Below are 21,883 nucleotides of genomic sequence, written 5' to 3'. Positions count from 1 at the left end.
AGCTGGAGAAAACTGCGGAGTCTTTTGGGTTTGAGCTAGTTGCTAAAACTCCGCAGTTAGATTGAGTTTCTTAGGAGACTCAGGGAGTTCTGCTAATTTTTCTAAAATGACTGGCTGTATCATGGTTTCTACTCGCGATCGCCCTATCTATTCCATTAAAGCACCAACACCCAATGTCAGCAACAAAATACCCCATCATCTAGCCCGATCGCCCTCGCTCTACCCAAATCCCGAACGCACTAACATCATCATAATTGTGCAACTTGCCTAAAATCGCCCGATCGACTATTGTTCCTAGTAGATATGATCTTGATATAACAACCCACAAAAACATGACAGCAATATTACCGCCTTGGATAGTTTTAGACTCCCTATTGCACAACTGGCTACTAGAAGATATCGGTAGGGGCGATCGCACAACATCGGCCTTATTTCCCGCAAACAGCATCCAGGGTACTGCTAAATGGATTGTCAAAGAAGCTGGAGTCATTGCCGGATTGCCAATTGCCGATCGCACATTTAAACTTTTAGACAGCAGCCTCAGTTTCATCCCCCAAGTACCGGAAGGGAAATTGTGCGAAAAAGGAGAAGTAATCGCCGAGATTTCCGGCAATTTCGATGCGCTGCTAACCGGAGAAAGAGTAGCATTAAACTTGGCAATGCGTTTGAGCGGCATCGCTACTTTAACTCAAAAATATGTTGACAAAATTGCCGATTTGCCCGTGCAATTGGTGGATACTCGCAAGACGACGCCCGGATTGAGATTGTTGGAAAAATACGCGACTCAAGTCGGCGGTGCTTGCAATCACCGGATGGGATTAGATGACGCGGTGATGATTAAAGACAATCACATTGCGGCGGCTGGAGGAATTGCAGAGGCGATCGCCCTAATTCGCAATTCTATCCCCTATCCGCTGACAATCGAAGTTGAAACCGAAACTCTGGCTGAGGTAGAGACAGCTTTGCAGCACAAAGCCGATATTATCATGTTAGATAATATGTCCTTTGATTTGATGCGGCAGGCAGTGGCAATAATTCGCGAAAAGAGCGATCGGGTAAAAATTGAAGCTTCCGGCAATGTTACTTTAGAAACTATTAGGAGTGTGGCAGAAACCGGAGTTGACTATATTTCTACCAGTGCTCCGATTACGCGATCGACTTGGCTGGATTTAAGCATGAAAATTCAGAGTCATTAGTCATTAGTAAGCAGTCATTAGCGAGAGAAAATATGGCCAATATCAAATCAATCTTTAATAGCCATTTTACTTTTTAGTCTCCCTCTGCTCGGACTTCGTTTGACTCTTAAGCGATTTGAATGGCCGAATAACTCCAGAGGCAACTTATCTTTTAGCTAATGACTAATGACTAATGACTAATGACTCTTAACAATGATTTGAGATAAAATGAACCCAAAAATTCCCGTCAGGCATACAGAGGCTGCGGATTAAGCGGTAAGTATAGTGCAAGTAAGCACCGCTGATACTTGTATCGTAGCCACTTCGGAACCACTCGCCATAGGGATCGTGAACGAAGAATCCCTCGCTGTCGTAGCCTGATGCAACTATAATGTGACCGAAAGACGTGAAGTATCCGTGGATGACAGCGGGATTTCCGCTGGCTAGCCAATCTTGAACGTCATCAATAGTTGCATTCTCGGTAAAGAAATCTTGAGCGCCGTAATCTCTAACAATCTTTGCTAAATCGTAGGGGTCCCAGCGACTGTAACCTTTGGCGATCGCATATTCGTAGAGTTCGTCTTCATATTGCCCGGTTTGTTTGCGCCGTGGCACTTTCAAAAAGTCCATACACATCGCTAATGAAGTTACATTGCAAGAACCTGTAGGATTGTTCAAGTTATCCAGTTGCGATCGATAAGGAATGCCGAGCCTGACAGTTGGGGGATTCGGTTTGGGAAAAAACAGAACGTTCTCTTGAGTAATTTGAGCGTGTGCTCCAAAAACATACCAAATTCCTGAACCTTTGAAAGACTCGTTGCGGAGAGCAACTCTGATGTGACCGCGAGCCGGAGCAAAAGCCAGAATCTCAAACTCTTTTCCGCCTGGTATTACTTGTTTTTCCGAGTCGTGAAGTTGAGAAGACGCCAGGGGTTTTGATTTAAAAATAGTGTCTCTGAGCGTTTTCAGGATCAGGGGATGTGTGGGAATCTCCTCTGGTTTGGTTTCTATCAGCTTTTTGGCTGTGACTGCTCCCAAAAAACCCGGTTCGCCGCACTTCATCAGAGTTTGAAATCGGTGGAGGGTGGCCGTAGAGAGAGGGCCAAAAATTCCGTCTACGGGAGGCTTCAGTAAACCCAGGTCAATGAGGCGGCTTTGAATTTGACCACTGAGTTCGTCGTCGGCAGCAATTGCTTTGGCATCGTACCTAATTTTTGAGTTGAGAAAGTTTTGTAATTTCATGCTTGCGTGCCCCTGTCAATCGATTTTAGATTCTAGATTTTAGATTTTAGATTTTAGAATTACGATGCCGATCACTCCGGTTTTCCTAGACTACATTGCTGAGTCGTCAATAATTCCCCGTTTATCGTCTCATAAAATTACGGTAATTTTGCCGAGCAATCGATTTTAGATTTTAGATTTTAGATTTTAGATTTTAGAATTACGATGCCGATCAACCCGGTTTCCCTAGACTAAATTGCTTGCTCCTCAATAATTCCCAGTTTATCGTCTCATAAAATTACGGTAATTTTGCCGATCGCACATACCTTAAAGGCTTTGTATTAATTATTTGATACAAAACCTTCAAGGCCAGAGCCGATCGAATTTCACGCACTATTGACTAAAAATCCCTCGTGCGCGTTGACATTGTTTCTGCCGAATGCCGAATGCCGTTGGATAGCTCAAAAGCAGAGGGATGGGAGAATTGCCCTGTTGAGGCGATCAACCAATTTATGCTTCGTCGGGACGAATTACCACAACACCCATCGCGTCGGGAGAGAGATATTTGACGGCGGCTTCTCGGAGATCCTCGGCAGTCTGAGCTTGGATGCAGGCGGCATAGTTGAGGGCGGGAGCGATATCTCCTACCATCGACTGATAGTAACCGTACAAACTTGCTCGATCGCTCGGAGTTTCGTTACCAAAGATAAACCGATTTGCTACTTGAGTGCGGATGCGGGAAATTTCGGCATCTGTCACCAGTTCGGTTTGGAGAGTGCGGATGTGTTGGACGATCGCAGCTTCCACTGCTGCCAAGTTTTCTGTCGGTAGTTGAGCGGAAATTGAGAATACGCCGCCGAGTCGCTGAGTCATGTTGCTGACCGAAATTGATGAGACTAGCCCTTTTTCTTCCCGCAAATCCTGAACCAAGCGAGTTGTGCGGCCGTGACCCAATATTGTCGCCAAAACGTCGAGGGCATAAGTTTCGGACATTTCCATGAAACCTGGCACTCGCCACATCACGATCAGTCGGGCTTGCTGAAGGGCAGAGTCTACAAATTCGCGGCGGACTGTTTCTATAAACGGCGACTCTTGGCCGTAGTTCAGGATTTGGGCTTCGGGGTGAAAGTTGCCGACAGCGGGCACATTTATGTTGTTGTTTTGTGCTGTACTTTTTGCTGCAAAACTGTCTGCAACAATTTCTATTAGTTGATCGACTGGCAAATTGCCGACAGCTACGGCTGTCATCGCCCCTGGGTGATATCTGCTGGTGTGGAAATCCCGCATTTGTTGGGCTGTCAACTGTTCGATTACCGCAGTCGGGCCGAGTACCGGTCGCTTGTAGGGCAGGACTTCAAAGGCTAATTCCATCGATCGTTGATAGGTGCGGCGGCGGGGATTGTCTTCTGATCGTCTAATTTCTTCTAAGACTACCAGCCGTTCTCGATCGAAGGCGTCGTCGGGAATGCTCGCATTCAGCAACACATCGACTTGCAGGGGAGCTAGTTCGGCAAAATCTTTAGGAGCTGTGGTGATGTAATAGTTAGTGTAATCTTGGCTGGTGGCTGCATTGGTGACAGCGCCACGTTGCTCGATCGCGCGCTCAAATTCGCCACTGGGAATGCTCGGAGTTCCCTTAAAAATCATGTGTTCTAAAAAGTGAGCCATGCCGTTAATGTCGTCGGGTTCGACGGCTGAGCCTAAATTGAGCCACACGCTGAGGTTAACAGCATCGACCGGCAAGTGTTCGGCTATAACGGTGAGGCCGTTGGGGAAATGGCGGATTGTTGGGGCGTTGAGGGGCGATCGAGCTGAGGTTTTGAGTAGGGTGGATGTCATTGTGCTTTTAAATTGATCTTGTTCTCTATATCTTAAAGGGTCTTTAACGAAGGGCTCAGGCATTCGGCATTTGGCGCGAAAAATGCAATTGGATATGGAGGGTAATCCACGCACCGAGTGTTTGGTCTCCCGGAAGAAGTCTTGTTAACGTATTTCTGCGATCGCGATCGTTAATTTATCCTAATAGTTGCCCAAGTCCTCTGTTTTTTGGTGACAACATTCGATGGAAAATCGAAGAGTGAATAAAAACTTAGTATTTCCACAAGCAGCTTTTCAACGATTTTGGCGATCGACTTCGGGGAAAATCGGCTTAATTTTGACTGTAGCGCTGATGATCTCGGCACTGTTGGCCCCCCTACTTTCTCCTTACGATCCGGCGGTTGATCGAGATTATTTGTCGCGCTTAGTGGCTCCTAGCGCTAAACATTGGTTTGGCACCGACGGTTTGGGGCGAGAGTTGTTGGTGCGGGTGTGGCACGGATTGGGGATCTCTTTACTCGTCAGCCTGGTTTCTGTGGGTGCGGGTTTAATTGTGGGAGCGCTTTTGGGGCTAGTGGCGGGGTATTTTCGGGGGTGGCTGGAAATTGCGATCGGCACTTTGGCGGATATTTTGCTAGCTTTTCCTTCAATTTTACTGGCGATCGGCGTTGTTACCGTCACCGGGCCGAGCCTGCAAAGCGTAATTATCGCCGTCAGCCTCGTGCAAATTCCGATTTACATCCGTTTAACTCGCAGTATGGTGCTGTCTCTGCGGGAACAAGAATTTGTTTTGGCTGTCAAGGCCTTGGGCGCCAGCGACTTGCGGATTATTTTTCGCCACATTTTGCCGGGAAGTCTCGCGCCTCTAGTTGTACAAGCAACTCTTTCGACTGGTACGGCGACACTAGAAGCTGCCGGTTTGGGTTTTTTGGGTTTGGGCGCACAGCCGCCGGTTCCTGAGTTGGGGACGATGCTTTCTGATGCTTTTAAGGGCGGATACGCTCTTTCTTCTCCTTGGACGATCGTGTTTCCAGGTTTGCTGATTACGTTGACTGTTCTTGGTTTCAACCTTTTGGGCGATGGCCTACGAGACGTTTTAGATCCCAGAGGGAATTAGAGAGGGAGTGGGGGAATTTATACTTTTTCGTTTTGCCTTCTGCCTTTTACCTTCTGCCTTCTTCCCTCTGCGCCCTCTGCGCCCTCTGCGGTTCCTCCCCTGTTCATTCTTCCTGACTCTCCAATCTCAAATCTCATCAAATAGAGTGACTTGACTGCTGTCACGATCTACGCGAAACTTTACATACAACTGATGTATTGCTTCTACCTATTAATAAGTTCTGTTAAGTTGTGACTCAAAACCTATCAATTCGTCAAAATTGATATAGCGCTTTTTCAGTCAGCCAACTCTCAAGAAGCTACTTCAGGAGGCATCGTCCCTGGCTTGCTGGTGTCGGTGTCTGTTCTCAATATTCCTATTCAGTCAGCCCGCATTATGGAAACACTAGAGTTTGTGATCTATCCAGATGGCCGCGTACAGGAAACAGTCACCGGCATTGTCGGTGCTTCCTGCGCTGAGGTAACGGCTGCAATTGAAGCTCAGCTCGGCGTGGTGCTTCACCAAGAGTCAACATCTGAATATTTCACTCAAGCGCTGCATCAGTCAGCCGAAGCGACGGCCCAAGTGGCTTTTAGCGATTGGTAATTTTTTTTGTTGAGTTCACTTAAGTTTTTTTGGAACCACCATGTCACATTTTAGCCAAATTAAGACCCAGATCCGCAATTTGAATTCTTTGGAAGCTGCTTTAACTGACTTGGGTATCGACTGGAAGTCGGGCCCAACTGAGGTGCGTGGCTATCGTGGCCTCACCAGCACTGCTGAGGTCGTGATTGAGCAAAAAAATGGCTACGACGTAGGTTTTAGCTGGAACGGGACTGAGTATGAATTGGTGGCTGACTTGCAGTTTTGGCAGCAAGCTTGGTCTGTAGACCGTTTTCTGAATAAGGTGACTCAGCGTTACGCTTACCATACTGTGGTGAATGAAAGCGCTAAGCAGGGTTTCCAAATTTCTGAGCAAAAGCAAAATCAAGACGGTTCGCTCCGCTTGGTAGTGCAACGCTGGTGCGCTTAATAATTTTGCAAGATTTTTGCCATCTTGTTTCATCAAAGTCCGCCTGCGCGGACTTATTTACTATTGTGGGGGTCTAAATGTCTGAGCTTTCTGGACTCGGAATAGATACAGCAATCGATCGCTCTGGTTTAGAGCCGGAATTGGGGGGATTTTTGCGGGATGCGCCCGATCGCTCTGGTTTGGAACCGGAGTTGGGCGGGGTGTTGCGCCAAAAAGGTGTCTATGTTGATGAGATTACCTGCATTGGCTGTAAGCACTGTGCTCATGTTGCTCGCAATACTTTTTATATTGAACCGGATTACGGTCGATCGCGCGTAGTTCGACAAGACGGGGATTCTGAAGAGTTGATTGCTGAGGCGATCGACACTTGTCCGGTGAATTGCATTCACTGGGTTGATTACACCGAACTTAAGAATCTGGAAGAAGAACGCAAGGATCAGGTGATTCCTGTCGTTGGTTTTCCGGTGGATATGGCGACAGTTAAGGCCGGTATTCGCCAGCGACAAAAGAATAAGTTGGGCGATCGTAAGTTCAAAGGTAGCCATTGAAATCCCCAATTCCCCTCCGCAGCTTGAAACCTGTGGCTCAAAAAACAAAAACAGCCCGCGCGGGCTGTTTTTTGTATACATTGTATAATTAAGGTTTATTTGAGAGGATGGTGCTCAGCGAGAATTTTCTCAACTCTAGCTTCGTCGATTCTGGCGGTTAATGTTGATGCCTCGTTGTTATCGCGAATGGTTTTTGCTAAAGTAAAAGACGAGCCGACTGAAAAAGTTAAACCCATACCCATAAAAGCTTTTTGCCAGGGGTCTACCTGTAAATAAATGATACCTACAGTAGTGGCGGAAAGGGCAAGAATAAAAGAAACCCAGCACTGAAGTATCCAAGCATTAGTATCTTTTTGGCGTATGATTTGTTTCTGCATAGTGCCTCTAGATCAAATATATCTTTTGGTGGATTAACTTAAAGAATAGATAGCCTGAGTGAAGCGGTCAGGAGAGGAAGGGACAGTTTCGATAAGTGAACAGTGCGATCGGGCTTTTTACTAAATATTTCAACGCTGTAAATAGGGTTTGAGCCTCCAGGAAGACTCGCAGCGAGTGGACAGTTTGGAAACTCCACTAAGGAAAGCTAGTTTTTTCTCAAAATAGCGTAAGGTGCGCCGAGGCGCACCCTACTTCTCCCAGTCCACCTCCGCTAACGAGAGTTTGACTCTCGACAGCGGTTGAAACCGCCGGGTCTTATCTACTTCGTTTGTGTAGCGCCGGTTTGAACCGCCGAGTTTTATCTACTTATTTTTTTGCTGAGTCTTCGCTTGTTCGATCGCAATTTCCCTCACTGCTTGGAAAGAACTCAAATTCGATGAGCCCTCAATTGCCTTCACCGCCAAATCTTGAACCTGTTTCAAAGCAGAATCCAGTTGTTTCGACAAGCTAGCAAGGCGCGCATCTTGATTTTGAATTGTCTGCAACATCCCTTGAATTTGCAGTTCATAATTTTGCTTTTGTCCTTCAATATCTTTAGCAGACAAATCAGCCTTAACTTTAGCTTGGTAATTGCCAATATTGCGGCCGTTATCTTTCCCGTTCTTGATATTAGCTTCCAGTTCTTTCGGAAAAGCTTCTACCTTCGCTTTCACCTCAGCATAAAGTTTTTCTCGTTCCGAAATAGATTTTTCGCGTTCCGCCCACTGTTTCTCCTGTTCTTGCTGAAACTCTTCGATTTCTTGATACAGCCTTTTCTGGCGCTGTTGGTATTCTTCGATGTCCAGATTTCGCTGAAGATTCAAATCGTAATTATACAATTCTTCATCGCGCTGGCGAGCTTTTTGTTGATTCTCATTGCGTTCTTTAACGGTCAACTTTTGCAGTTCCTGCTCTTTTTGCCAAGCTTGCCGGCGTTCCAACAATTCCTGTTCAACGGTTTCGCGCTGTTCGCTGAGTTCCCCAGCAAAACTTTTCGCGCTTTCTTCGTACTGTTGAATTAAATTGTCCAGCGTATCTTCTGCAACATCTTCTAAACTGTGCAACTCTTGCAGTTGTTGAATTTCCTCGTCCACAGTGCGCCGCAATTCTTCGACTTTAGCAGCTTCTGAAGTTAATTTCTCAGACAACTCGCTGACAGCGCCGCCAAAGCCAAATTGCAGCAAAATCAAATTATCGATTGTGGACTGCATTTTTTGTTGATTTTGAGTTAAAGCCATTGGTTTTGGTGCCTCCACAATAGGTTTTTCAGGGGCTGCTGTTTGCTTTTGGGAAGCGTTTAGCTGTTGGATTTGCGATTCTAGCTGCGCTTTTTCTTGCGCTGCTTCCTTGTACGCTTCTAAGATTTCAGCCTTGGTGCTTTTGTCGCTAACTTTTTTGTTCATGACTTTTCATTTCTTAATAGCGTGGAAAATTTCTGTCATTTTTTCGTAAGGTGTGTATTGCACACCCTACTAGGTTTTAAGCTTTGCTGGCAAAAGCTTTCATTGCCAAATCTTGCGCTTGCTTCATCGTGGCTTGCAGTTGCGCGGAAATTTCGGCGATTTGTTCGGTTTGCCGCCCAATTGTCTGCTGTAAAGATTGCACTTTCAATTCATATCCTTGCTTAGTGCTTTCCCATTCTTTATCTACTAAATCTGCCTTGACTTTAGCTTCGCGGGAAACTTCTTGAATTGCTTCTTCTTTGGCTTTGACATAAGCCTGTTTGAGTTCTTCTTCAAATCCGGCGGCTTTTCTTTGATTCTCTTCAAACTCTGCTTGATTGTCGCTGAGGACTTTTTCCCGTTCCACCCAATTTTTTTCTTTTTCGCGGGTAGATTCTTGCAAATGCCGTTCTAGTTTGCGCTTCGTTTCTTCGTATTCGTCGGTTTCGATTTGGCGACTGCGCTGTAATTCGTATTGGTAATCGGCTGTTTCTTCCTGACGATTTTTAGTTATGAGTGCAGTCTCTTCTTGAACTGCTGCATCAAATTCTTGCTGTTCTTTTTCCCAAAGCTTGCGTTTTTGGGTCGTGTCTTTTTCGATTATTTCGCGCTGGTTGGCGGCGTTTTGTTCCAGCAGGGTCAATTTTTCTCGGTGCTCTTGAGTTAAAATGTGGAGGGCGTCTGCTACAACTCTGATTTGCTGCAACTCTTGCAATTGTGCCGCTTCAATTTCGATCGCGCGTTTTAATTCGTCTAATTTTGAAGATTCCGCCTTCAGTTTTTCGGAAAGTCCGCTGATGGTGCTGCCGAAATCTAATTGCAAGTCAGCCAAGCCTTTGACGATGCTGTCAATTGTGTAGGTGGAAGCGACTTCGAGGAGTTGTTTGTTTTTGGCTTTTTCGGCTGACTGTTCTTTGGTCTCGACTTTGGATTCGATCTTTTTTTTGTCTGCTAAAATCTGCTGAAAGTTTTGCAAAATTTGGGCTTTGCTATCTTTGGCAGGTGCTAGTGTCATAATGCTTGTTTCTCCTGATTCTATTTTTTTGAGTCTTTTGAGTGACAAATTTTCAGTTATTCTAAGTTGCGGAGTTGGCTGAGAATAGCTTGGTATTTTCTGGCTGCGTCGGGTTTTTCTTCGGGATTGGCGCTGGCTAGAGTTCTGAGAATTTTCCAGCAGCGATCGCACCGATTTCCTTCCCAGCAGCCGCACTCATCAATTATACTTAAAAGTGTGCCTTTTAGCAATTGATTTTCCGCTAACAAAGCTCGGTAATTCCGCTGGACTGATTCAGCAACTAAAGTCATGTGCTGGAAGTCTTCGGTGAGACTTTCGATGTCGTTAACTGCATCTGTCCGAATTTGGTCGAGCAGCTCCAGATTCTCTTTCAAACGGCTTTCTTGCAGGTTGGGTTTAGTTTTAAGCTTGGTTAATTTCTTCATTTCACTCTGTTATAACAGTTATGGTAAAGGCGCGATTTAATCGCGCCTTTACAACAAAATTAGAACAAGTCAGCAGTTAATTGCTCTTCGGCTGGCGGTAGCGACATACTGCCGTTGGAATTCAAAGCCATAGCATCGTTTTCACCGCCAGCGTGAGCAGCCATCAAGCAGGCAACTTGCTGCGCCGGCAGGTTATCTAAACACACCATAGCTTTTGTTCCTTCTAAGTCAATCATCCGCGATTGATTGCTAGAATCGGACAAAACTGCTGCGGCTTGGTCGATAACCGCCCAATCTTTCCGTTCGTTCCAAGACCATTTCAAGCTGTAGTAGTTGATCGGTTTTACTACTCCGCTGTCGTCTGGTTTCTGGCCGGAATGTTTTACAAATTCTGGAATAAAAATCCCGGTTGCCGGTTCTACGCCGCGAGATTGAACTGATGCTACCAAGCGGTTAAAATCGTTCAAGCTGCGGTTTTTGATGTATGTCACCATGACAACTCCTTGCGGCAATTCGCCACTTTCTGCGACAAACCAGAGTTGACCCCACAGTGTGTGGGAAGTTTGACCGAGGGAACCGAAGAATTTGGAGAATTTGAGGATTGTCATGGAACACTTGGAACCGTAGTCGGTGTCGCCGATCGCCCATTGGCCCGATTGGCAATTGTTACGTACTGCGATCGGGATTTCTGGTACTAGCAAAGCATTGCTCGGTTTGGCACCAAATACTGAAAATGTAGGTCTTTCTTGTGTTTTAGTAGTCATTGTTCGTTTTTCCTTAGTTATTGATTTATGTTCTGACAATTAGAAATCGGTAATTAGGAATTGGGAATTCACAACAATCGAATTATTTTTCTTCCTTCTTCCTTCTTCCTTCTTCCTTCTTCCTTCTTCCTTCCATTACCTAATGAGATGTGTTGTCGCTTTTGGTTCAGGATAGGTATACTCAAGCATCGCCTCTTGTTGAGCTTTAATAATCCGCAGCGCGGCGAGCAAATGCTCTAATGTTTCTAGGTGCGCTGGGGTGAAGTGGATGCTGAAGCCTTCACCATCCCGCGCGTAGCCGGGACAAACCAGTGAGGCTGAGCTTTGTTCTTCGTGGGTGGCGATGTATAGCCAGTCATCGTCTTCGAGCTTGTAATGCGTGTCTGTCCAGGTTCTCAGCATTTGCGATCTGCTCCTCCTTATTTGCTGCGTACAAGCGTTTTGACGCCCAGCGCTTCTCACTCCTCTGAAGTTGACGACGCTATATGTAGCGTGTGAGCTAGGCTAATTTGCACTCTTTACCCTACCAGTCAGGCTCTGCGGGTTGATTAAACCGTCAACTAACCTCATGGTAGCGCGGGTTGATTTTCCCGTCAAGTGTTTTGTTGAACTTTTCATCAAAACAGGCTAGAATGCTTGTCAGGAGGCAAAAAACCGTGGAACAAACATTTGGAAGACTGATCCGTCAAGCTCGCAAGGACAAAGCTTACTCACAACGTGAGCTAGCTGCTATGCTAAGTGTGGACTTTACTTATTTGTCGAAGTTGGAGAACGATCGAGCGGATTATGCGCCAAAAGAGGAGGTAATCCGAGCATTAGCGCGAAATCTAGACATAAACGAAGAGGAATTGATTTTCTTGGCGGGGAGGCTGCCGCAACAGTACGAAGCGCTGCTGAAGCAGAATCCGAAGGAAATGCAGGCTCTTTTCCGCCGGATGCAAGAAAATCCAGATTGGCTCAAACAGTCTTTTGAAGCGTAAGAGAGGCCTATCAAAGTGAGTATTTTTAAGCCGTATTGCTTCTATCCCAAAGAATCGATCGAGCGTTTGGCAAATGACATCTTGATGCAGATGCAGAAAACGCAAAATTTTGCTCCGAGATGGCCTTTTGATGCGACAACGGTTGCTGATTTTCTGGATTTAGGCGTAGTTTGGGAGTGCATTGAGCCGGATGAAGAAGGTGCGATCGCGGCGAGGATTTTGCCGCAGCAGCGGTTAATCGAAATCAACGAACAGATTCTCGAAAAACCGCCGGGGTTCATCGAATCGACGATCGCCCACGAAATCGGCCACTGGGTGCTACACGTCAATCAAGACGAAGCAGACGGCACTGTGGAACAGTTGGAATTAAACTTAGGGAATGAAGGAAAAACCGCCCAGGATGTCGAGGAACCGTTTGTTTGTCGGGGTGCGAGTGCGGATAATAAGGTTTTGTCGATCGAATGGCAAGCGCAATATTTTGCAAGCTGTTTGTTGATGCCTCGGTGTATTTTGGAGGAAAAAAGGCAGGGACGCGATTTAACTAAGTGGTCGCATTTATACAAAATGAGAGATGAATTGGGAGTGAGCATTTCCAATTTGACAAACCGCTTGCAAGAATTCGATTGGATATATATTCCCAAGGGAACGCGCGAGATTTATGCCGGGAAAGATGCGGCCAACGGACAGCAGCGGTTGTTTGGATAAAATTTGATGAAATTTGAGATGAGAGAATTGCGATCGGTTCTCCAATCTCAGATATTTAAAATTAGATTGAAATAATGAGGCTGCAAAATGGAAACAAAACGAGTAGCAGACTTGACAGTTGAAGAACTGCAAGCGATAATTCTCCAAACCAAACGAGTATCGGACTTAACCGTTGAAGAACTGAAAGCGATAATTACGGAAGTAGTAGATCTGCGGTTAACTTATTGGCTAAATTTAGTCAATAAAAATCCATCACCTGTGCTTCCTTCCCGAACAAAAGAAGAACAAATGGAGATAAATCTAGCTGCAATTGAGTGGTTAGATAAATGGGCAGAAGAAGGAGACGCTGAGGAACAGACAGAGACATTTGAATACTTGCAAAAAGTATTAGATGAAGACCGCCTGTCATCCCAGCGACTTTTATTTCAAAAACAATGATTGTATTATTAGATGCTGGTCCTTTAGGAACATTAACAAATCCCAAAGGGTCGGCTGTGACAGTGGAATGTCGGATGTGGGTGCGCTCTTTGTTGCTCAAAGGTTACAGGGTGATTTTACCTGAGATAGCCGACTATGAGGTGAGGTGAGAGTTGCTCCGTGCAAATAAACTGGCAGGAGTTAGACGGCTTGATGACTGGAAAGAGAGGCTTGAATACTTGCCAATAACGACACCTACAATACTCAAAGCGGCTCAGTTGTGGGCGACATCGCGCCAGACAGGAAGGCCGACAGCAGACCCCAAAGAACTTGATGGAGATGTGATTTTACCAGCTCAAGCTTTGCTGATTGTTGAAGGTGGAGAAGGAGTTGTTATTGCTACAACAAATGTGGGGCATTTGTCCCGATTTGTGGATGCTCGTCACTGGCGAGATATTGACTGAGCGTACAGAAAAAATTAAAAGTCACAAGTTAAATTACATTTTATGCTAACCAATATTCAAATCCTGCTGGCGGCTTGTGAGGAATTAAATATCCCTTACGAAATCCTGCATCCTTCCCAAAACTTGGTTAGACTCAAACAGGGCGTCGAAGAATTTTATTTTGTCAATTACATGACGCCATTTAACAGCGCATCAATTGCACAGATTTTTAAAGACAAAGAATATACTTATCAACTATTAAACGGCAAAATAAATACTCCCAGAACTCTCGGTTTTGTCTCGCCTCACTGCGAGGATAAGTATAAAAAGTATTTGAGTTTCCCAGATATTGAATCAATAGTTTTAGAAGTAAACAAAAATTTCGCTTTCCCGGTGATTCTCAAAAGAAATCGCGGTTCGGGTGGCAACAATGTTTTTTTATGTAAAACTAGAGAGCAAATTAAAGCAGCCCTAGAAATTATATTTAACGTCAACAGCAAAGATTATGACTATGTGGCGCTAGCTCAAGAATATATCGAAATAGCCCACGAATATCGGGCTGTGTTCTGCAAAGAAAAGCTAGTTTTGCTATACGAGAAAGATAAATCTCAGGCTAAATTTGCGGGGAATTTAAGCCCGCTGCACTGGGAAGGTGCAAAAGCCGAACATATAATTAACCCCAATCTCATGTCTGAGATTGAAGATTTTGTTAAACCTGTTTTTGCTAAAATTGCGATTAATTATGCTGGGCTTGACATAGCGGTAGATAAAAACGGAGCATATTGGTTAATTGAAATTAACTCAAGTCCCAATTACGATATTTTTGTCAGAGATAACGATCGCCAAATTGTAGTAACAATGTTTAAAGGCATCTTGGATAGCTTGGTTGTTAACAAAACGCCTTATTTGAAATGAAGAGTTGAGTAACAAGAACCTTAACCCAGCTTACATATTTTGAATTTCACTCCATTCCTTGAAAATACCAGTAAAGATTAGCAACAGTTAAATCATTGACTTCTTGCCAATTTGAGGGGGCTAAAGCTTTATAGCCAGAGGTAGTTGCTTTCTGACTGATATAAGATTCATGTTGTTGACGCAAGCTAGGTTTTATCAAAAATCGCAATTGATCGCGTAGTGATTTAAAGTGGGATTTTTGCTGCAAGTTTTCGTAGAGCGCAATTTCTTCTGGTTCTGCCACTATAGCAACTTCTTGATTAGTATTTGAAACTGGTGTCGTTTCCATATTTAAACTAGCCAATTGTTTACGCTCATCAGCCGATAAACTTAGCATCCAATCTACCTGATTTTGCCAATAGTTTAAAACTGCTAGATCCTGATTGTAAATTCGTGTGATTTCTGGAAATATAAAATCAATTTCATCTTTTGTGCAGCGCTCAATAACGATGAAAATGTCTTGGCGTATTCTTTCTTGGAGGTGGGAAAGGGAATTACTTACAGATGCAGGCTCGTTCAGCAATTGATAAGTTAATGAAATTGTCTGCTCAATTGCCCAAGCACATTCAACTCTACGAAGATAGCCAACTGCACAAGTGCCATTGAATAAGTCAGGATTATTATAGTCAGCTAAAGCATTAGCTAAAATGTGTTGTGCGCTTGTCAAGGTAGAATTTCGGGTATGTTTATCTTCCATCAACAAAGCATTTTGAATTAGTTTCTGTGCTTGATCAAATTTCTGATAAGCTTGACTTAAGATTAAACGATGTTGCTGAAAATTAATGCTTTCCGCTAACAGTTTAATTTCAGCAATAACTTCTGCTTTCTGGTCTTTCAGCAGTGCCTCTATACTAATAAAGCCGTGTGTAACTGTTAGCTTCAATTCCTTAATATCTTCCCTCATTTTTAAGGTCTGATGAAGGTTAACGGCTGACAGTGCCCCTATCGCCACCACGCCAACACCAATGACGGCAGTAGATGCTGACAGAATGCCCACATTAGCCGAGAGAGAGTTTAAGCCATACTGAATCACATCTAGTCTTTTGTAAGTTTCTTTAAAACCCAGATCGGTTTGAACCATTTGCGCTACACCTAACACAAAGTCTGGGATAGCTAACAACGGCTCGGCAACCATCCCAATTGCGGCACCTACAAAGTGACCTGTTGCCCTGTCTCTAGCTATTCCCAATAATACTCCTGCACTATTCTTCACGACTTCATAAGTACCGGAGATGATACCAGCCTGTATGTGAGGAGGAAACACAAAAACCATATTTTTTACCTTAATAGCGATTATTTTTACATATTATAATATATTATATTATTATGGTTAACTTTGTCAGTCTACAGTGGAATTACTTAGATGAACGAATTCCTGAAAGCATTTCAGAACATCGCCCAATCAGCGGGAGTCGTCGCGGCAGATAATTATAAATCCTTAGAGATTAAGGAATCTGCCACAACCATGATTAAGTCAGTCCAGCCTGGCTTTGACGAATTGAGGGAATCAGCTACCAGACTTAAGAAAGTTGTGCAAGGATGCCGGAACGATATAGATCACGCTGAACACGTTTGGACTTGCAAACTTGGGATTACCCTAGCTTCAAAACAGGAAATATGGCAACAGCTTGGGGAACTGAGTGGCTGCCATTTCAGAATTAATGAACTCGGTCAGCTATGTCAAAGTTCGGCGCTCGCTGAATCTCAAGATTATTGGCATCAAATATTTGATGCCCGCGTGAGACAGAAGTGGTTTATTGATGCAGCAAAGAAACAAAAAAAAGGAATTGGCTGGAAAGAAAAGGATGATTTTATTAAAGATATTCGCCTCGTTGTTAATCTTGTTTGTAGGGAAATAGATCAAATTATTACGAAGAGCCTGGGTAGGGTTTATCAAGACATTAGTACGATCAACTTAAAAGTGATTACGAAGTGTGCTAAACTTTTAGATAACCAGACAAAAGCTGTGTGGAATCATCAGATGAATTTAACTTTTAGTCAGATAGCAAATAAGTTTGAGCAGCCGACATTTTACTTGCCTGAGAATACCGAATCACTGAGATATGCACTTAGTCCGGCTCTGGATAATTTAACCAAACAGCGTTTAGGTGATCTTTTTTGGGAACAGGTTGTAAATTTTGAAAAGCAGGTTTCAACCGCGATCAATAATTTCATCAATTCAATCTTTGATGACAGATTAAAACTAGGAAGTCAAGCTTTGGTTGAAGCCATGATGTTTTACAATAATTTTCTGGAAAAGCAAGAGCGATATCAGCAAGAGACACCCGCAGAACGTGAGAGTGAAAGAGCCTGGATTGATGCCCAACGGGCAGAAATTAAGAAACTGGAAAAAGGTATTAAAGTAATTCTAAATCGTTGCCCATAATACCTTAAGCTGCTGTCATGTTACTAGAACGATCGCACTTCTTCACACGCTCAAATAAACTTAGTCACAATTCCATCTAAAAAATTACAACACAACTGTTAGAAGTAGAGGAAAATCTTGCGGAGGTGAGTGAGTGCAAACAGTCTCATCATCTAGATTCAAATATTGATTGCTCTCACGCACCCTACAGCTACAAACTTTATATCACATCCTCTCCAAGACTTTAATCCCCAATAACTCCAAACCCAACTTCAAAGTCCTCGCCGTCAAATCGCACAAAATCAACCGCGAAGTCCGCAACGGTTCCTCAGCTTTCAAAACCGGACATTGCTCAAAAAATTGATTGAACTTTTGACTCAATTCAAACAAATACTGACAAATTCGATTCGGCAACAAATCGCCGCCCACAGCATTTACAACTTCATTCAACTGCAATAAATGCTTTGCCAATACCAACTCGGCATCAGACTGCAAAATCACTTTCGCACCAGCATCTAAATTATCAAAATTAATCTCACCTTTGCGGCGAATTCCCTGCACGCGCACGTAAGCATACAGCATATATGGAGCGGTATTTCCTTGCAATGCTAGCATCTTGTCGTAACTAAATACATAGTTGCTGGCGCGATTTTGACTTAAATCGGCATACTTAACGGCACTCAAACCAATTGTTCGAGATACGTTAGCAATAAATTCCTCAGTTTCCTGTCTTTCCTCTATTTTTAATCTCTCTTCTAAATCTTGGCGGGTGCGGACGATCGCCTCATCTAACAAATCCTGCAACCGCACTGTTTCCCCAGAACGAGTTTTGAGTTTTTTGCCGTCTTCTCCCAATACCAAACCAAAGGGAATGTGGACAATTTCGACATCTTCGGGAATCCAACCTGCTTTTCTCGCAACTGCAAATACTTGGGCAAAATGGTTTGCTTGTCCCGAATCGGTGACGTAAATTAAGCGCTTTGCATTGTCCTTTTGGATGCGGTAGCGCACTGCGGCTAAATCTGTTGTCGCGTAGTTGTAGCCGCCGTCGGTTTTTTGGACGATTAGCGGCAGTGGTTCGCCTTCTTTGTTGGTAAAACCTTCTACAAAAACGCATTTCGCCCCGTCACTTTCTACTAGCAAACCTAGATTGGTTAAATCTTCGACTACTGCGGGCAATAATGGATTGTAAAACGATTCGCCGCGTTCGGTTAATTTGATATCGAGCAAATCGTATATTACTTGGAATTCGCGGCGGGATTGATCGCACAGCAATTTCCAAGCGTGGCGGGTGTCTTCGGCGCCTGCTTGCAGTTTTACTACTTCTTGGCGGGCGGTTTCTTTGAAGGTTTCGTCTGCGTCAAAGCGCTGTTTTGCTTGGCGGTAAAATGCGACTAAATCGCCTAAGTCTAAGGCGTCAGCGGTTGTGAGGGCTTCGGGGTGAACTTCGCGCAAGTATGCGATCAGCATTCCGAATTGGGTACCCCAGTCGCCGATGTGGTTGATTCTGAGTACGTCGTGGCCTTGAAATTCGAGGATGCGGGCGATCGCATCTCCGATGATTGTCGATCGCAAGTGTCCGACGTGCATTTCCTTGGCTATATTCGGACTAGAAAAGTCGATCGCGATTTTCTGAGGCGTTTTCGCCGGTTCAATCCCCAAACGCGAGTCGCCGGCGATCGCACTAATTTGCGCTTCCAAATAAGCCGGTTTGAGCTTCAAATTGATAAAACCGGGCCCGGCGATTTCTGGGGTTTCGCAGATGTCAGTAATATCTAGGTTTTCGATAATTGTCGAGGCGATCGCCCGTGGGGGCTTTCCTAACTTTTTCCCCAAACTCATCGCCGCGTTGCACTGGAAGTCCCCAAAGTTGGGATTGCTGGCGGCGGCTAGCATCGGATCTGCACCTGCATAACTTTCGCCGAATGCAGCGGTGAATGCTTTTTCAAATTTTGCTTTTAACTGTTGGGCGATCGAGTTCATCTTTAATATTTTGATTGGATGTTTATTTTAAACTCTAGATTCAGCACTTTTTGCCAATAATACTCTGACTACTTACGTAATTTTCATCGGCCCATCTCCCTCTGGCCCTCTCCCCCTCTCCTCACCTACTAGGAAATTTTGTACTTAGCTTTGAGCTGCTGATGCGATCAAAATCATTGGCCGTAATAGCACAGAGTACATTTTATCACAGTTGTGATCGCTACACAAATTAAAAATTATCACATCTAGTCAATGATCTCGATCGCTAGATAATTTTGTTAAATCGCTTACATTAAGGTATGTTAAAATTTTTTCAATGCTCCCAAAAATCCTACGAAAGGAAGTAGTTATGTTATCTCAACCTATTTTTGGCGATCGCTCTCTGACCCAAGCCTTTTATCAAGCAGTAATCGATCGCTTCTACGACGGTTTCAGTCTCTCCACCCAAGCACTATTACGAGAGTCTACCCTCGGCTTCGCCCCTTGTCCCGATGGAGTCAAAACCTTTTTCATCATCGCGCCGAGTCTGGATGCAGCAGAGCAACTAATGAAAAAAATGGACAGTATTTTGGAGCGAGTTGCCGAACTCATGGCTGGAGTCGGACAAGTTGCCCTGTGCATAGTTCCCCCCGGCAGCGAAGCAGAGCAACCGGTTGATCTGCAAGACTTAGAAAAAGTTCCCCCAGATTGTCTGGCTTGCAAATTCTTTACAATTATATGGGCCGATGCTGCGGCCGATCGATAACTTGACAGTTAGCAACCAGCAACTCAACAAGGTTCGGCTCAACCTGTGTGTGCCTGTACCGGCGCGGGGTAGATTGTCTGTTAGTTACAATCCCTGGAATTATCGGGCAAAGCGTGTAGGTAATTCGATCGTTGGCAAGGTTGTACTCGCAATCCTTGGCAAGTGTTAAACAAGCAGACAAAATATATATCAAAGGCCCGCTTGTCAGTCGCTTAGATTTTTACCTGCCGGCTCAAACAGCCGTGCATCTACTTTTTACATTCCCAATAAAGACCACCAAAAAGCCGCATCAACTCTCCTGGGTGTCTCGCTTCAAAAGACAGCAGCAGGAATTAGGCGGTATCGCTGGAAAATAGATTTTTGCGAAATATCTGCTGATGTTCAGAATAAGCAGAAATATTCTCAAAAATAGATAAGAGTTGCGCCGGTTGACCTCAGAAACCCGGTTTCTACGCCCGCGCTTAATATTCGCGGTTCGCCGCTGGGAAATTGACAGAAAATAGGCTGTTTGTGGGAGAGTCAATCGATTTTAGATTTTAGATTTTAGATTTTAGATTTACCCCACGGATAAATGCGGGGGCTTGAGGATTTTAGATTTTAGATTTTGGATTGATTCCACGGATAAATCACGTGGCGGGTACCACCTTTAAAATTCCTGGTCACAAGCTAGAAACAGAGCAAAGCTTTACTCAAAAAAAGATCAGTTTTCCAGCGACACCCCTGGCAGTGCAGAGCGATCGTACCACAGGCTCATAGAATTTGTTAAAAATTTCAGTTGAAAATTTGAATTATTAAATTTTATGCCTAAGATTGGCGATAAAATCTAAGATTGAAATTCTCAAATCTGAAATCAACACATCATGGTCAAACTGACACCAAACCCCAGCTTTAGTTTAACAATTCGGGTTGCTCTGCCGAACCAGCCGGGAATGCTGGCAAGAGTCACCAGCGCGATCGCATCTGTCGGCGGCAACTTCGGTCAAATCGACTTGATCGAGCAAACCCGTGCCACTACCATTCGTGATATCACCGTCGATGCCTCCAGCCTCGAACACAATGAAGAAATAGTGCAAGCAGTGAAAGGACTGCCAGATATCAAAGTGATCGACGTGTACGATCGCACTTTCAACTTGCACCGTGGCGGCAAAATCAGCGTAGTTAGCAAAATTTCCCTCAAACGCCAGTCAGATTTGGCAATGGCATACACCCCTGGAGTTGGCCGCATCTGTACGGCGATCGCCAATGACCCGCAACAAGTTTATAACCTCACAATCAAACAAAATACTGTTGCCATTGTTACCGACGGTAGCGCAGTTTTGGGACTGGGAAACCTCGGCCCTGCCGCCGCACTGCCAGTCATGGAAGGCAAAGCCATGCTATTTAAAGAATTTGCAGGTATTGACGCCTTTCCTATCTGTTTGAACACCCAAGATACCGAGGAAATTATTCGCACAGTGCAGAATATCGCCCCGGTTTTTGGCGGCGTTAACCTCGAAGATATTTCTTCTCCCCGCTGCTTTGAAATCGAAGCAAGATTGCGGGAAACCTTAGATATTCCCATTTTTCATGACGACCAGCACGGCACTGCGATTGTTAGTTTGGCAGCATTAATTAATGCCTTAAAAATTGTCAAAAAAACGATCGCAGAAGTGTGTATCGTGATTAACGGAGCCGGTGCGGCCGGAGTTGCGATCGCCCGATTGCTGCGTAAAGCAGGTGCCCAAAACATCATCATGTGCGACTCCAAAGGCGTTCTCTCCGAAGATCGCACGGATATGAACCCAGAAAAATTAGAATTTGCTGTACCTTCGAGCGGTACTTTGGAAGATGCGATCGCCGGTGCCGATGTATTTTTAGGCGTCAGCGCCCCCGGCGTGCTCACCCGCTCAATGGTGCGTTCGATGGCCGAAAATCCCATTGTTTTTGCAATGGCAAATCCCATTCCTGAAATTCAGCCAGAATTAATTATGGAAGATGCGGCGATCATAGCAACCGGACGCAGCGACTACCCGAATCAAATTAACAATGTTTTGGCATTTCCGGGGATATTTCGAGGTGCTTTGGACTGCAAAGCTGCCACGATTACGACCAGTATGTATTTGGAAGCCGCTTATGCGATCGCCTCTTTAGTCAGCCCTTCTCAGCTTGACAAAGAACACATTATACCATCTGTTTTTGACGAAAGAGTTGCCATTGCTGTCGCCGGTGCAGTACAATTGGCCGCCCGATCCGAAGGTATTGCCCGCGATTAATTGAAGGAAGTTCGGCAACGGATTCTGTAACGGATGTAACGGATGTAACGGATGTCAGTCCGATGTCCGTCCGATGTCCGTCGGA

At 44.7% G+C, this 21,883-nt stretch carries 25 protein-coding genes; 15 read left to right on the top strand and 10 right to left on the bottom strand.

The window, feature by feature from the left end; all coding sequences use genetic code 11:
* The first annotated feature begins 106 nt into the window (after positions 1-106).
* Positions 107-271 (top strand): hypothetical protein, encoded by a 165-nt coding sequence (locus QUA10_RS22510; RefSeq protein WP_333084747.1) that lies wholly within the window; start codon positions 107-109, stop codon positions 269-271.
* Between the two features lie 61 nt (positions 272-332).
* A complete protein-coding gene (gene nadC / locus QUA10_RS22505) occupies positions 333-1,196 on the top strand; it encodes a carboxylating nicotinate-nucleotide diphosphorylase (protein ID WP_333084748.1) in 864 nt (287 codons plus the stop codon).
* A gap of 186 nt (positions 1,197-1,382) precedes the next feature.
* Here the strand turns inward: nadC and QUA10_RS22500 are convergent, their stop codons facing one another.
* Complete coding sequence (locus QUA10_RS22500) at positions 1,383-2,417, bottom strand: C39 family peptidase (RefSeq protein WP_333084749.1); 1,035 nt, start codon at positions 2,415-2,417, stop codon at positions 1,383-1,385.
* A 489-nt stretch (positions 2,418-2,906) separates the two neighbouring features.
* Positions 2,907-4,235: a pitrilysin family protein gene (locus QUA10_RS22495; protein ID WP_333084750.1), complete on the bottom strand. Its 1,329-nt coding sequence runs from the start codon at positions 4,233-4,235 to the stop codon at positions 2,907-2,909.
* A 238-nt stretch (positions 4,236-4,473) separates the two neighbouring features.
* Between QUA10_RS22495 and QUA10_RS22490 the strand changes: the two genes are divergently transcribed.
* The 4 genes from QUA10_RS22490 (at position 4,474) to QUA10_RS22475 (ending at position 6,891) form a co-directional block, all read left to right on the top strand.
* Entirely contained in the window at positions 4,474-5,331 is an 858-nt protein-coding gene (locus QUA10_RS22490) for an ABC transporter permease (RefSeq protein WP_333084752.1), read from the top strand.
* Positions 5,332-5,706: 375 nt separating this feature from the next.
* Complete coding sequence (locus tag QUA10_RS22485; RefSeq protein WP_015176940.1) at positions 5,707-5,916, top strand: DUF2997 domain-containing protein; 210 nt, start codon at positions 5,707-5,709, stop codon at positions 5,914-5,916.
* Positions 5,917-5,956: 40 nt separating this feature from the next.
* Entirely contained in the window at positions 5,957-6,343 is a 387-nt protein-coding gene (locus QUA10_RS22480) for a DUF1257 domain-containing protein (RefSeq protein ID WP_242716193.1), read from the top strand.
* A gap of 77 nt (positions 6,344-6,420) precedes the next feature.
* A complete protein-coding gene (locus QUA10_RS22475; protein WP_333084753.1) occupies positions 6,421-6,891 on the top strand; it encodes a ferredoxin in 471 nt (156 codons plus the stop codon).
* Between the two features lie 95 nt (positions 6,892-6,986).
* Here QUA10_RS22475 and QUA10_RS22470 read toward each other — a convergent pair whose 3' ends face one another.
* The 6 genes from QUA10_RS22470 to QUA10_RS22445 form a co-directional block, all read right to left on the bottom strand.
* A complete protein-coding gene (locus QUA10_RS22470; RefSeq protein ID WP_015176943.1) occupies positions 6,987-7,268 on the bottom strand; it encodes a YiaA/YiaB family inner membrane protein in 282 nt (93 codons plus the stop codon).
* Positions 7,269-7,631: 363 nt separating this feature from the next.
* A complete protein-coding gene (locus tag QUA10_RS22465; RefSeq protein WP_333084754.1) occupies positions 7,632-8,711 on the bottom strand; it encodes a hypothetical protein in 1,080 nt (359 codons plus the stop codon).
* Positions 8,712-8,787: 76 nt separating this feature from the next.
* A complete protein-coding gene (locus tag QUA10_RS22460; RefSeq protein ID WP_333084755.1) occupies positions 8,788-9,765 on the bottom strand; it encodes a hypothetical protein in 978 nt (325 codons plus the stop codon).
* Positions 9,766-9,821: 56 nt separating this feature from the next.
* Positions 9,822-10,190, bottom strand: coding sequence for a hypothetical protein (locus QUA10_RS22455; RefSeq protein WP_333084756.1), 369 nt, complete (start codon positions 10,188-10,190; stop codon positions 9,822-9,824).
* 59 nt (positions 10,191-10,249) lie between these two features.
* A complete protein-coding gene (locus QUA10_RS22450; protein WP_333084757.1) occupies positions 10,250-10,954 on the bottom strand; it encodes a hypothetical protein in 705 nt (234 codons plus the stop codon).
* Positions 10,955-11,089: 135 nt separating this feature from the next.
* Positions 11,090-11,356 (bottom strand): hypothetical protein, encoded by a 267-nt coding sequence (locus QUA10_RS22445; RefSeq protein ID WP_006634886.1) that lies wholly within the window; start codon positions 11,354-11,356, stop codon positions 11,090-11,092.
* Between the two features lie 254 nt (positions 11,357-11,610).
* Here QUA10_RS22445 and QUA10_RS22440 point away from each other — a divergent pair, with 254 nt between their 5' ends.
* The 6 genes from QUA10_RS22440 to QUA10_RS22415 all read left to right on the top strand — a co-directional run bounded on the left by QUA10_RS22440 (position 11,611) and on the right by QUA10_RS22415 (position 14,414).
* The gene (locus tag QUA10_RS22440; RefSeq protein WP_006634885.1) at positions 11,611-11,934 is read left to right on the top strand and encodes a helix-turn-helix domain-containing protein; all 324 of its coding nucleotides are present in this window, start codon (positions 11,611-11,613) and stop codon (positions 11,932-11,934) included.
* 15 nt (positions 11,935-11,949) lie between these two features.
* Positions 11,950-12,639 (top strand): ImmA/IrrE family metallo-endopeptidase, encoded by a 690-nt coding sequence (locus QUA10_RS22435; RefSeq protein WP_333084758.1) that lies wholly within the window; start codon positions 11,950-11,952, stop codon positions 12,637-12,639.
* Positions 12,640-12,726: 87 nt separating this feature from the next.
* Complete coding sequence (locus QUA10_RS22430; protein WP_333084760.1) at positions 12,727-13,077, top strand: hypothetical protein; 351 nt, start codon at positions 12,727-12,729, stop codon at positions 13,075-13,077.
* A complete protein-coding gene (locus QUA10_RS22425) occupies positions 13,074-13,226 on the top strand; it encodes a hypothetical protein (RefSeq protein ID WP_333084762.1) in 153 nt (50 codons plus the stop codon). Before QUA10_RS22430 ends, QUA10_RS22425 begins: the two co-directional genes overlap by 4 nt.
* Before the next feature lie 3 nt (positions 13,227-13,229).
* Positions 13,230-13,520: a hypothetical protein gene (locus QUA10_RS22420; protein ID WP_333084764.1), complete on the top strand. Its 291-nt coding sequence runs from the start codon at positions 13,230-13,232 to the stop codon at positions 13,518-13,520.
* 42 nt (positions 13,521-13,562) lie between these two features.
* On the top strand, positions 13,563-14,414 hold the full coding sequence (locus QUA10_RS22415) for a YheC/YheD family protein (protein ID WP_333084765.1): 852 nt from the start codon (positions 13,563-13,565) through the stop codon (positions 14,412-14,414).
* A 46-nt stretch (positions 14,415-14,460) separates the two neighbouring features.
* Here QUA10_RS22415 and QUA10_RS22410 read toward each other — a convergent pair whose 3' ends face one another.
* The gene (locus QUA10_RS22410) at positions 14,461-15,726 is read right to left on the bottom strand and encodes a hypothetical protein (RefSeq protein WP_333084766.1); all 1,266 of its coding nucleotides are present in this window, start codon (positions 15,724-15,726) and stop codon (positions 14,461-14,463) included.
* A 90-nt stretch (positions 15,727-15,816) separates the two neighbouring features.
* Between QUA10_RS22410 and QUA10_RS22405 the strand changes: the two genes are divergently transcribed.
* The gene (locus tag QUA10_RS22405) at positions 15,817-16,839 is read left to right on the top strand and encodes a hypothetical protein (RefSeq protein WP_333084768.1); all 1,023 of its coding nucleotides are present in this window, start codon (positions 15,817-15,819) and stop codon (positions 16,837-16,839) included.
* A 204-nt stretch (positions 16,840-17,043) separates the two neighbouring features.
* Here QUA10_RS22405 and argS read toward each other — a convergent pair whose 3' ends face one another.
* Positions 17,044-18,801 carry an arginine--tRNA ligase gene (argS, locus tag QUA10_RS22400; protein WP_333084769.1) on the bottom strand — a complete coding sequence of 586 codons (1,758 nt, stop codon included), beginning with the start codon at positions 18,799-18,801 and terminating at the stop codon, positions 17,044-17,046.
* A 349-nt stretch (positions 18,802-19,150) separates the two neighbouring features.
* Between argS and QUA10_RS22395 the strand changes: the two genes are divergently transcribed.
* The gene (locus QUA10_RS22395; protein WP_333084770.1) at positions 19,151-19,546 is read left to right on the top strand and encodes a hypothetical protein; all 396 of its coding nucleotides are present in this window, start codon (positions 19,151-19,153) and stop codon (positions 19,544-19,546) included.
* 860 nt (positions 19,547-20,406) lie between these two features.
* Entirely contained in the window at positions 20,407-21,798 is a 1,392-nt protein-coding gene (locus QUA10_RS22390) for a malic enzyme-like NAD(P)-binding protein (protein WP_333084771.1), read from the top strand.
* Positions 21,799-21,883 lie beyond the last annotated feature (85 nt).

It is taken from the genome of Microcoleus sp. Pol8_D6, assembly GCF_036700965.1.
Taxonomy (GTDB): domain Bacteria; phylum Cyanobacteriota; class Cyanobacteriia; order Cyanobacteriales; family Microcoleaceae; genus Microcoleus.
The sequence above is the reverse complement of the archived record's forward strand: the minus strand, read 5'-3'. Positions and strand labels throughout refer to the sequence as shown.

Bases quoted from the DNA above. Each gene is read 5' to 3' on its own strand.
- nadC (WP_333084748.1), top strand. From the start codon at position 333: ATGACAGCAATATTACCGCCTTGGATAGTTTTAGACTCCCTATTGCAC.
- QUA10_RS22475 (WP_333084753.1), top strand. From the start codon at position 6,421: ATGTCTGAGCTTTCTGGACTCGGAATAGATACAGCAATCGATCGCTCT.
- QUA10_RS22470 (WP_015176943.1), bottom strand. From the start codon at position 7,268: ATGCAGAAACAAATCATACGCCAAAAAGATACTAATGCTTGGATACTT.
- argS (WP_333084769.1), bottom strand. From the start codon at position 18,801: ATGAACTCGATCGCCCAACAGTTAAAAGCAAAATTTGAAAAAGCATTC.
- QUA10_RS22460 (WP_333084755.1), bottom strand. From the start codon at position 9,765: ATGACACTAGCACCTGCCAAAGATAGCAAAGCCCAAATTTTGCAAAAC.
- QUA10_RS22465 (WP_333084754.1), bottom strand. From the start codon at position 8,711: ATGAACAAAAAAGTTAGCGACAAAAGCACCAAGGCTGAAATCTTAGAA.
- QUA10_RS22415 (WP_333084765.1), top strand. From the start codon at position 13,563: ATGCTAACCAATATTCAAATCCTGCTGGCGGCTTGTGAGGAATTAAAT.
- QUA10_RS22455 (WP_333084756.1), bottom strand. From the start codon at position 10,190: ATGAAGAAATTAACCAAGCTTAAAACTAAACCCAACCTGCAAGAAAGC.
- QUA10_RS22485 (WP_015176940.1), top strand. From the start codon at position 5,707: ATGGAAACACTAGAGTTTGTGATCTATCCAGATGGCCGCGTACAGGAA.
- QUA10_RS22395 (WP_333084770.1), top strand. From the start codon at position 19,151: ATGTTATCTCAACCTATTTTTGGCGATCGCTCTCTGACCCAAGCCTTT.
- QUA10_RS22445 (WP_006634886.1), bottom strand. From the start codon at position 11,356: ATGCTGAGAACCTGGACAGACACGCATTACAAGCTCGAAGACGATGAC.
- QUA10_RS22430 (WP_333084760.1), top strand. From the start codon at position 12,727: ATGGAAACAAAACGAGTAGCAGACTTGACAGTTGAAGAACTGCAAGCG.
- QUA10_RS22500 (WP_333084749.1), bottom strand. From the start codon at position 2,417: ATGAAATTACAAAACTTTCTCAACTCAAAAATTAGGTACGATGCCAAA.
- QUA10_RS22410 (WP_333084766.1), bottom strand. From the start codon at position 15,726: ATGGTTTTTGTGTTTCCTCCTCACATACAGGCTGGTATCATCTCCGGT.
- QUA10_RS22495 (WP_333084750.1), bottom strand. From the start codon at position 4,235: ATGACATCCACCCTACTCAAAACCTCAGCTCGATCGCCCCTCAACGCC.
- QUA10_RS22425 (WP_333084762.1), top strand. From the start codon at position 13,074: ATGATTGTATTATTAGATGCTGGTCCTTTAGGAACATTAACAAATCCC.
- QUA10_RS22450 (WP_333084757.1), bottom strand. From the start codon at position 10,954: ATGACTACTAAAACACAAGAAAGACCTACATTTTCAGTATTTGGTGCC.
- QUA10_RS22510 (WP_333084747.1), top strand. From the start codon at position 107: ATGACTGGCTGTATCATGGTTTCTACTCGCGATCGCCCTATCTATTCC.
- QUA10_RS22390 (WP_333084771.1), top strand. From the start codon at position 20,407: ATGGTCAAACTGACACCAAACCCCAGCTTTAGTTTAACAATTCGGGTT.
- QUA10_RS22405 (WP_333084768.1), top strand. From the start codon at position 15,817: ATGAACGAATTCCTGAAAGCATTTCAGAACATCGCCCAATCAGCGGGA.
- QUA10_RS22480 (WP_242716193.1), top strand. From the start codon at position 5,957: ATGTCACATTTTAGCCAAATTAAGACCCAGATCCGCAATTTGAATTCT.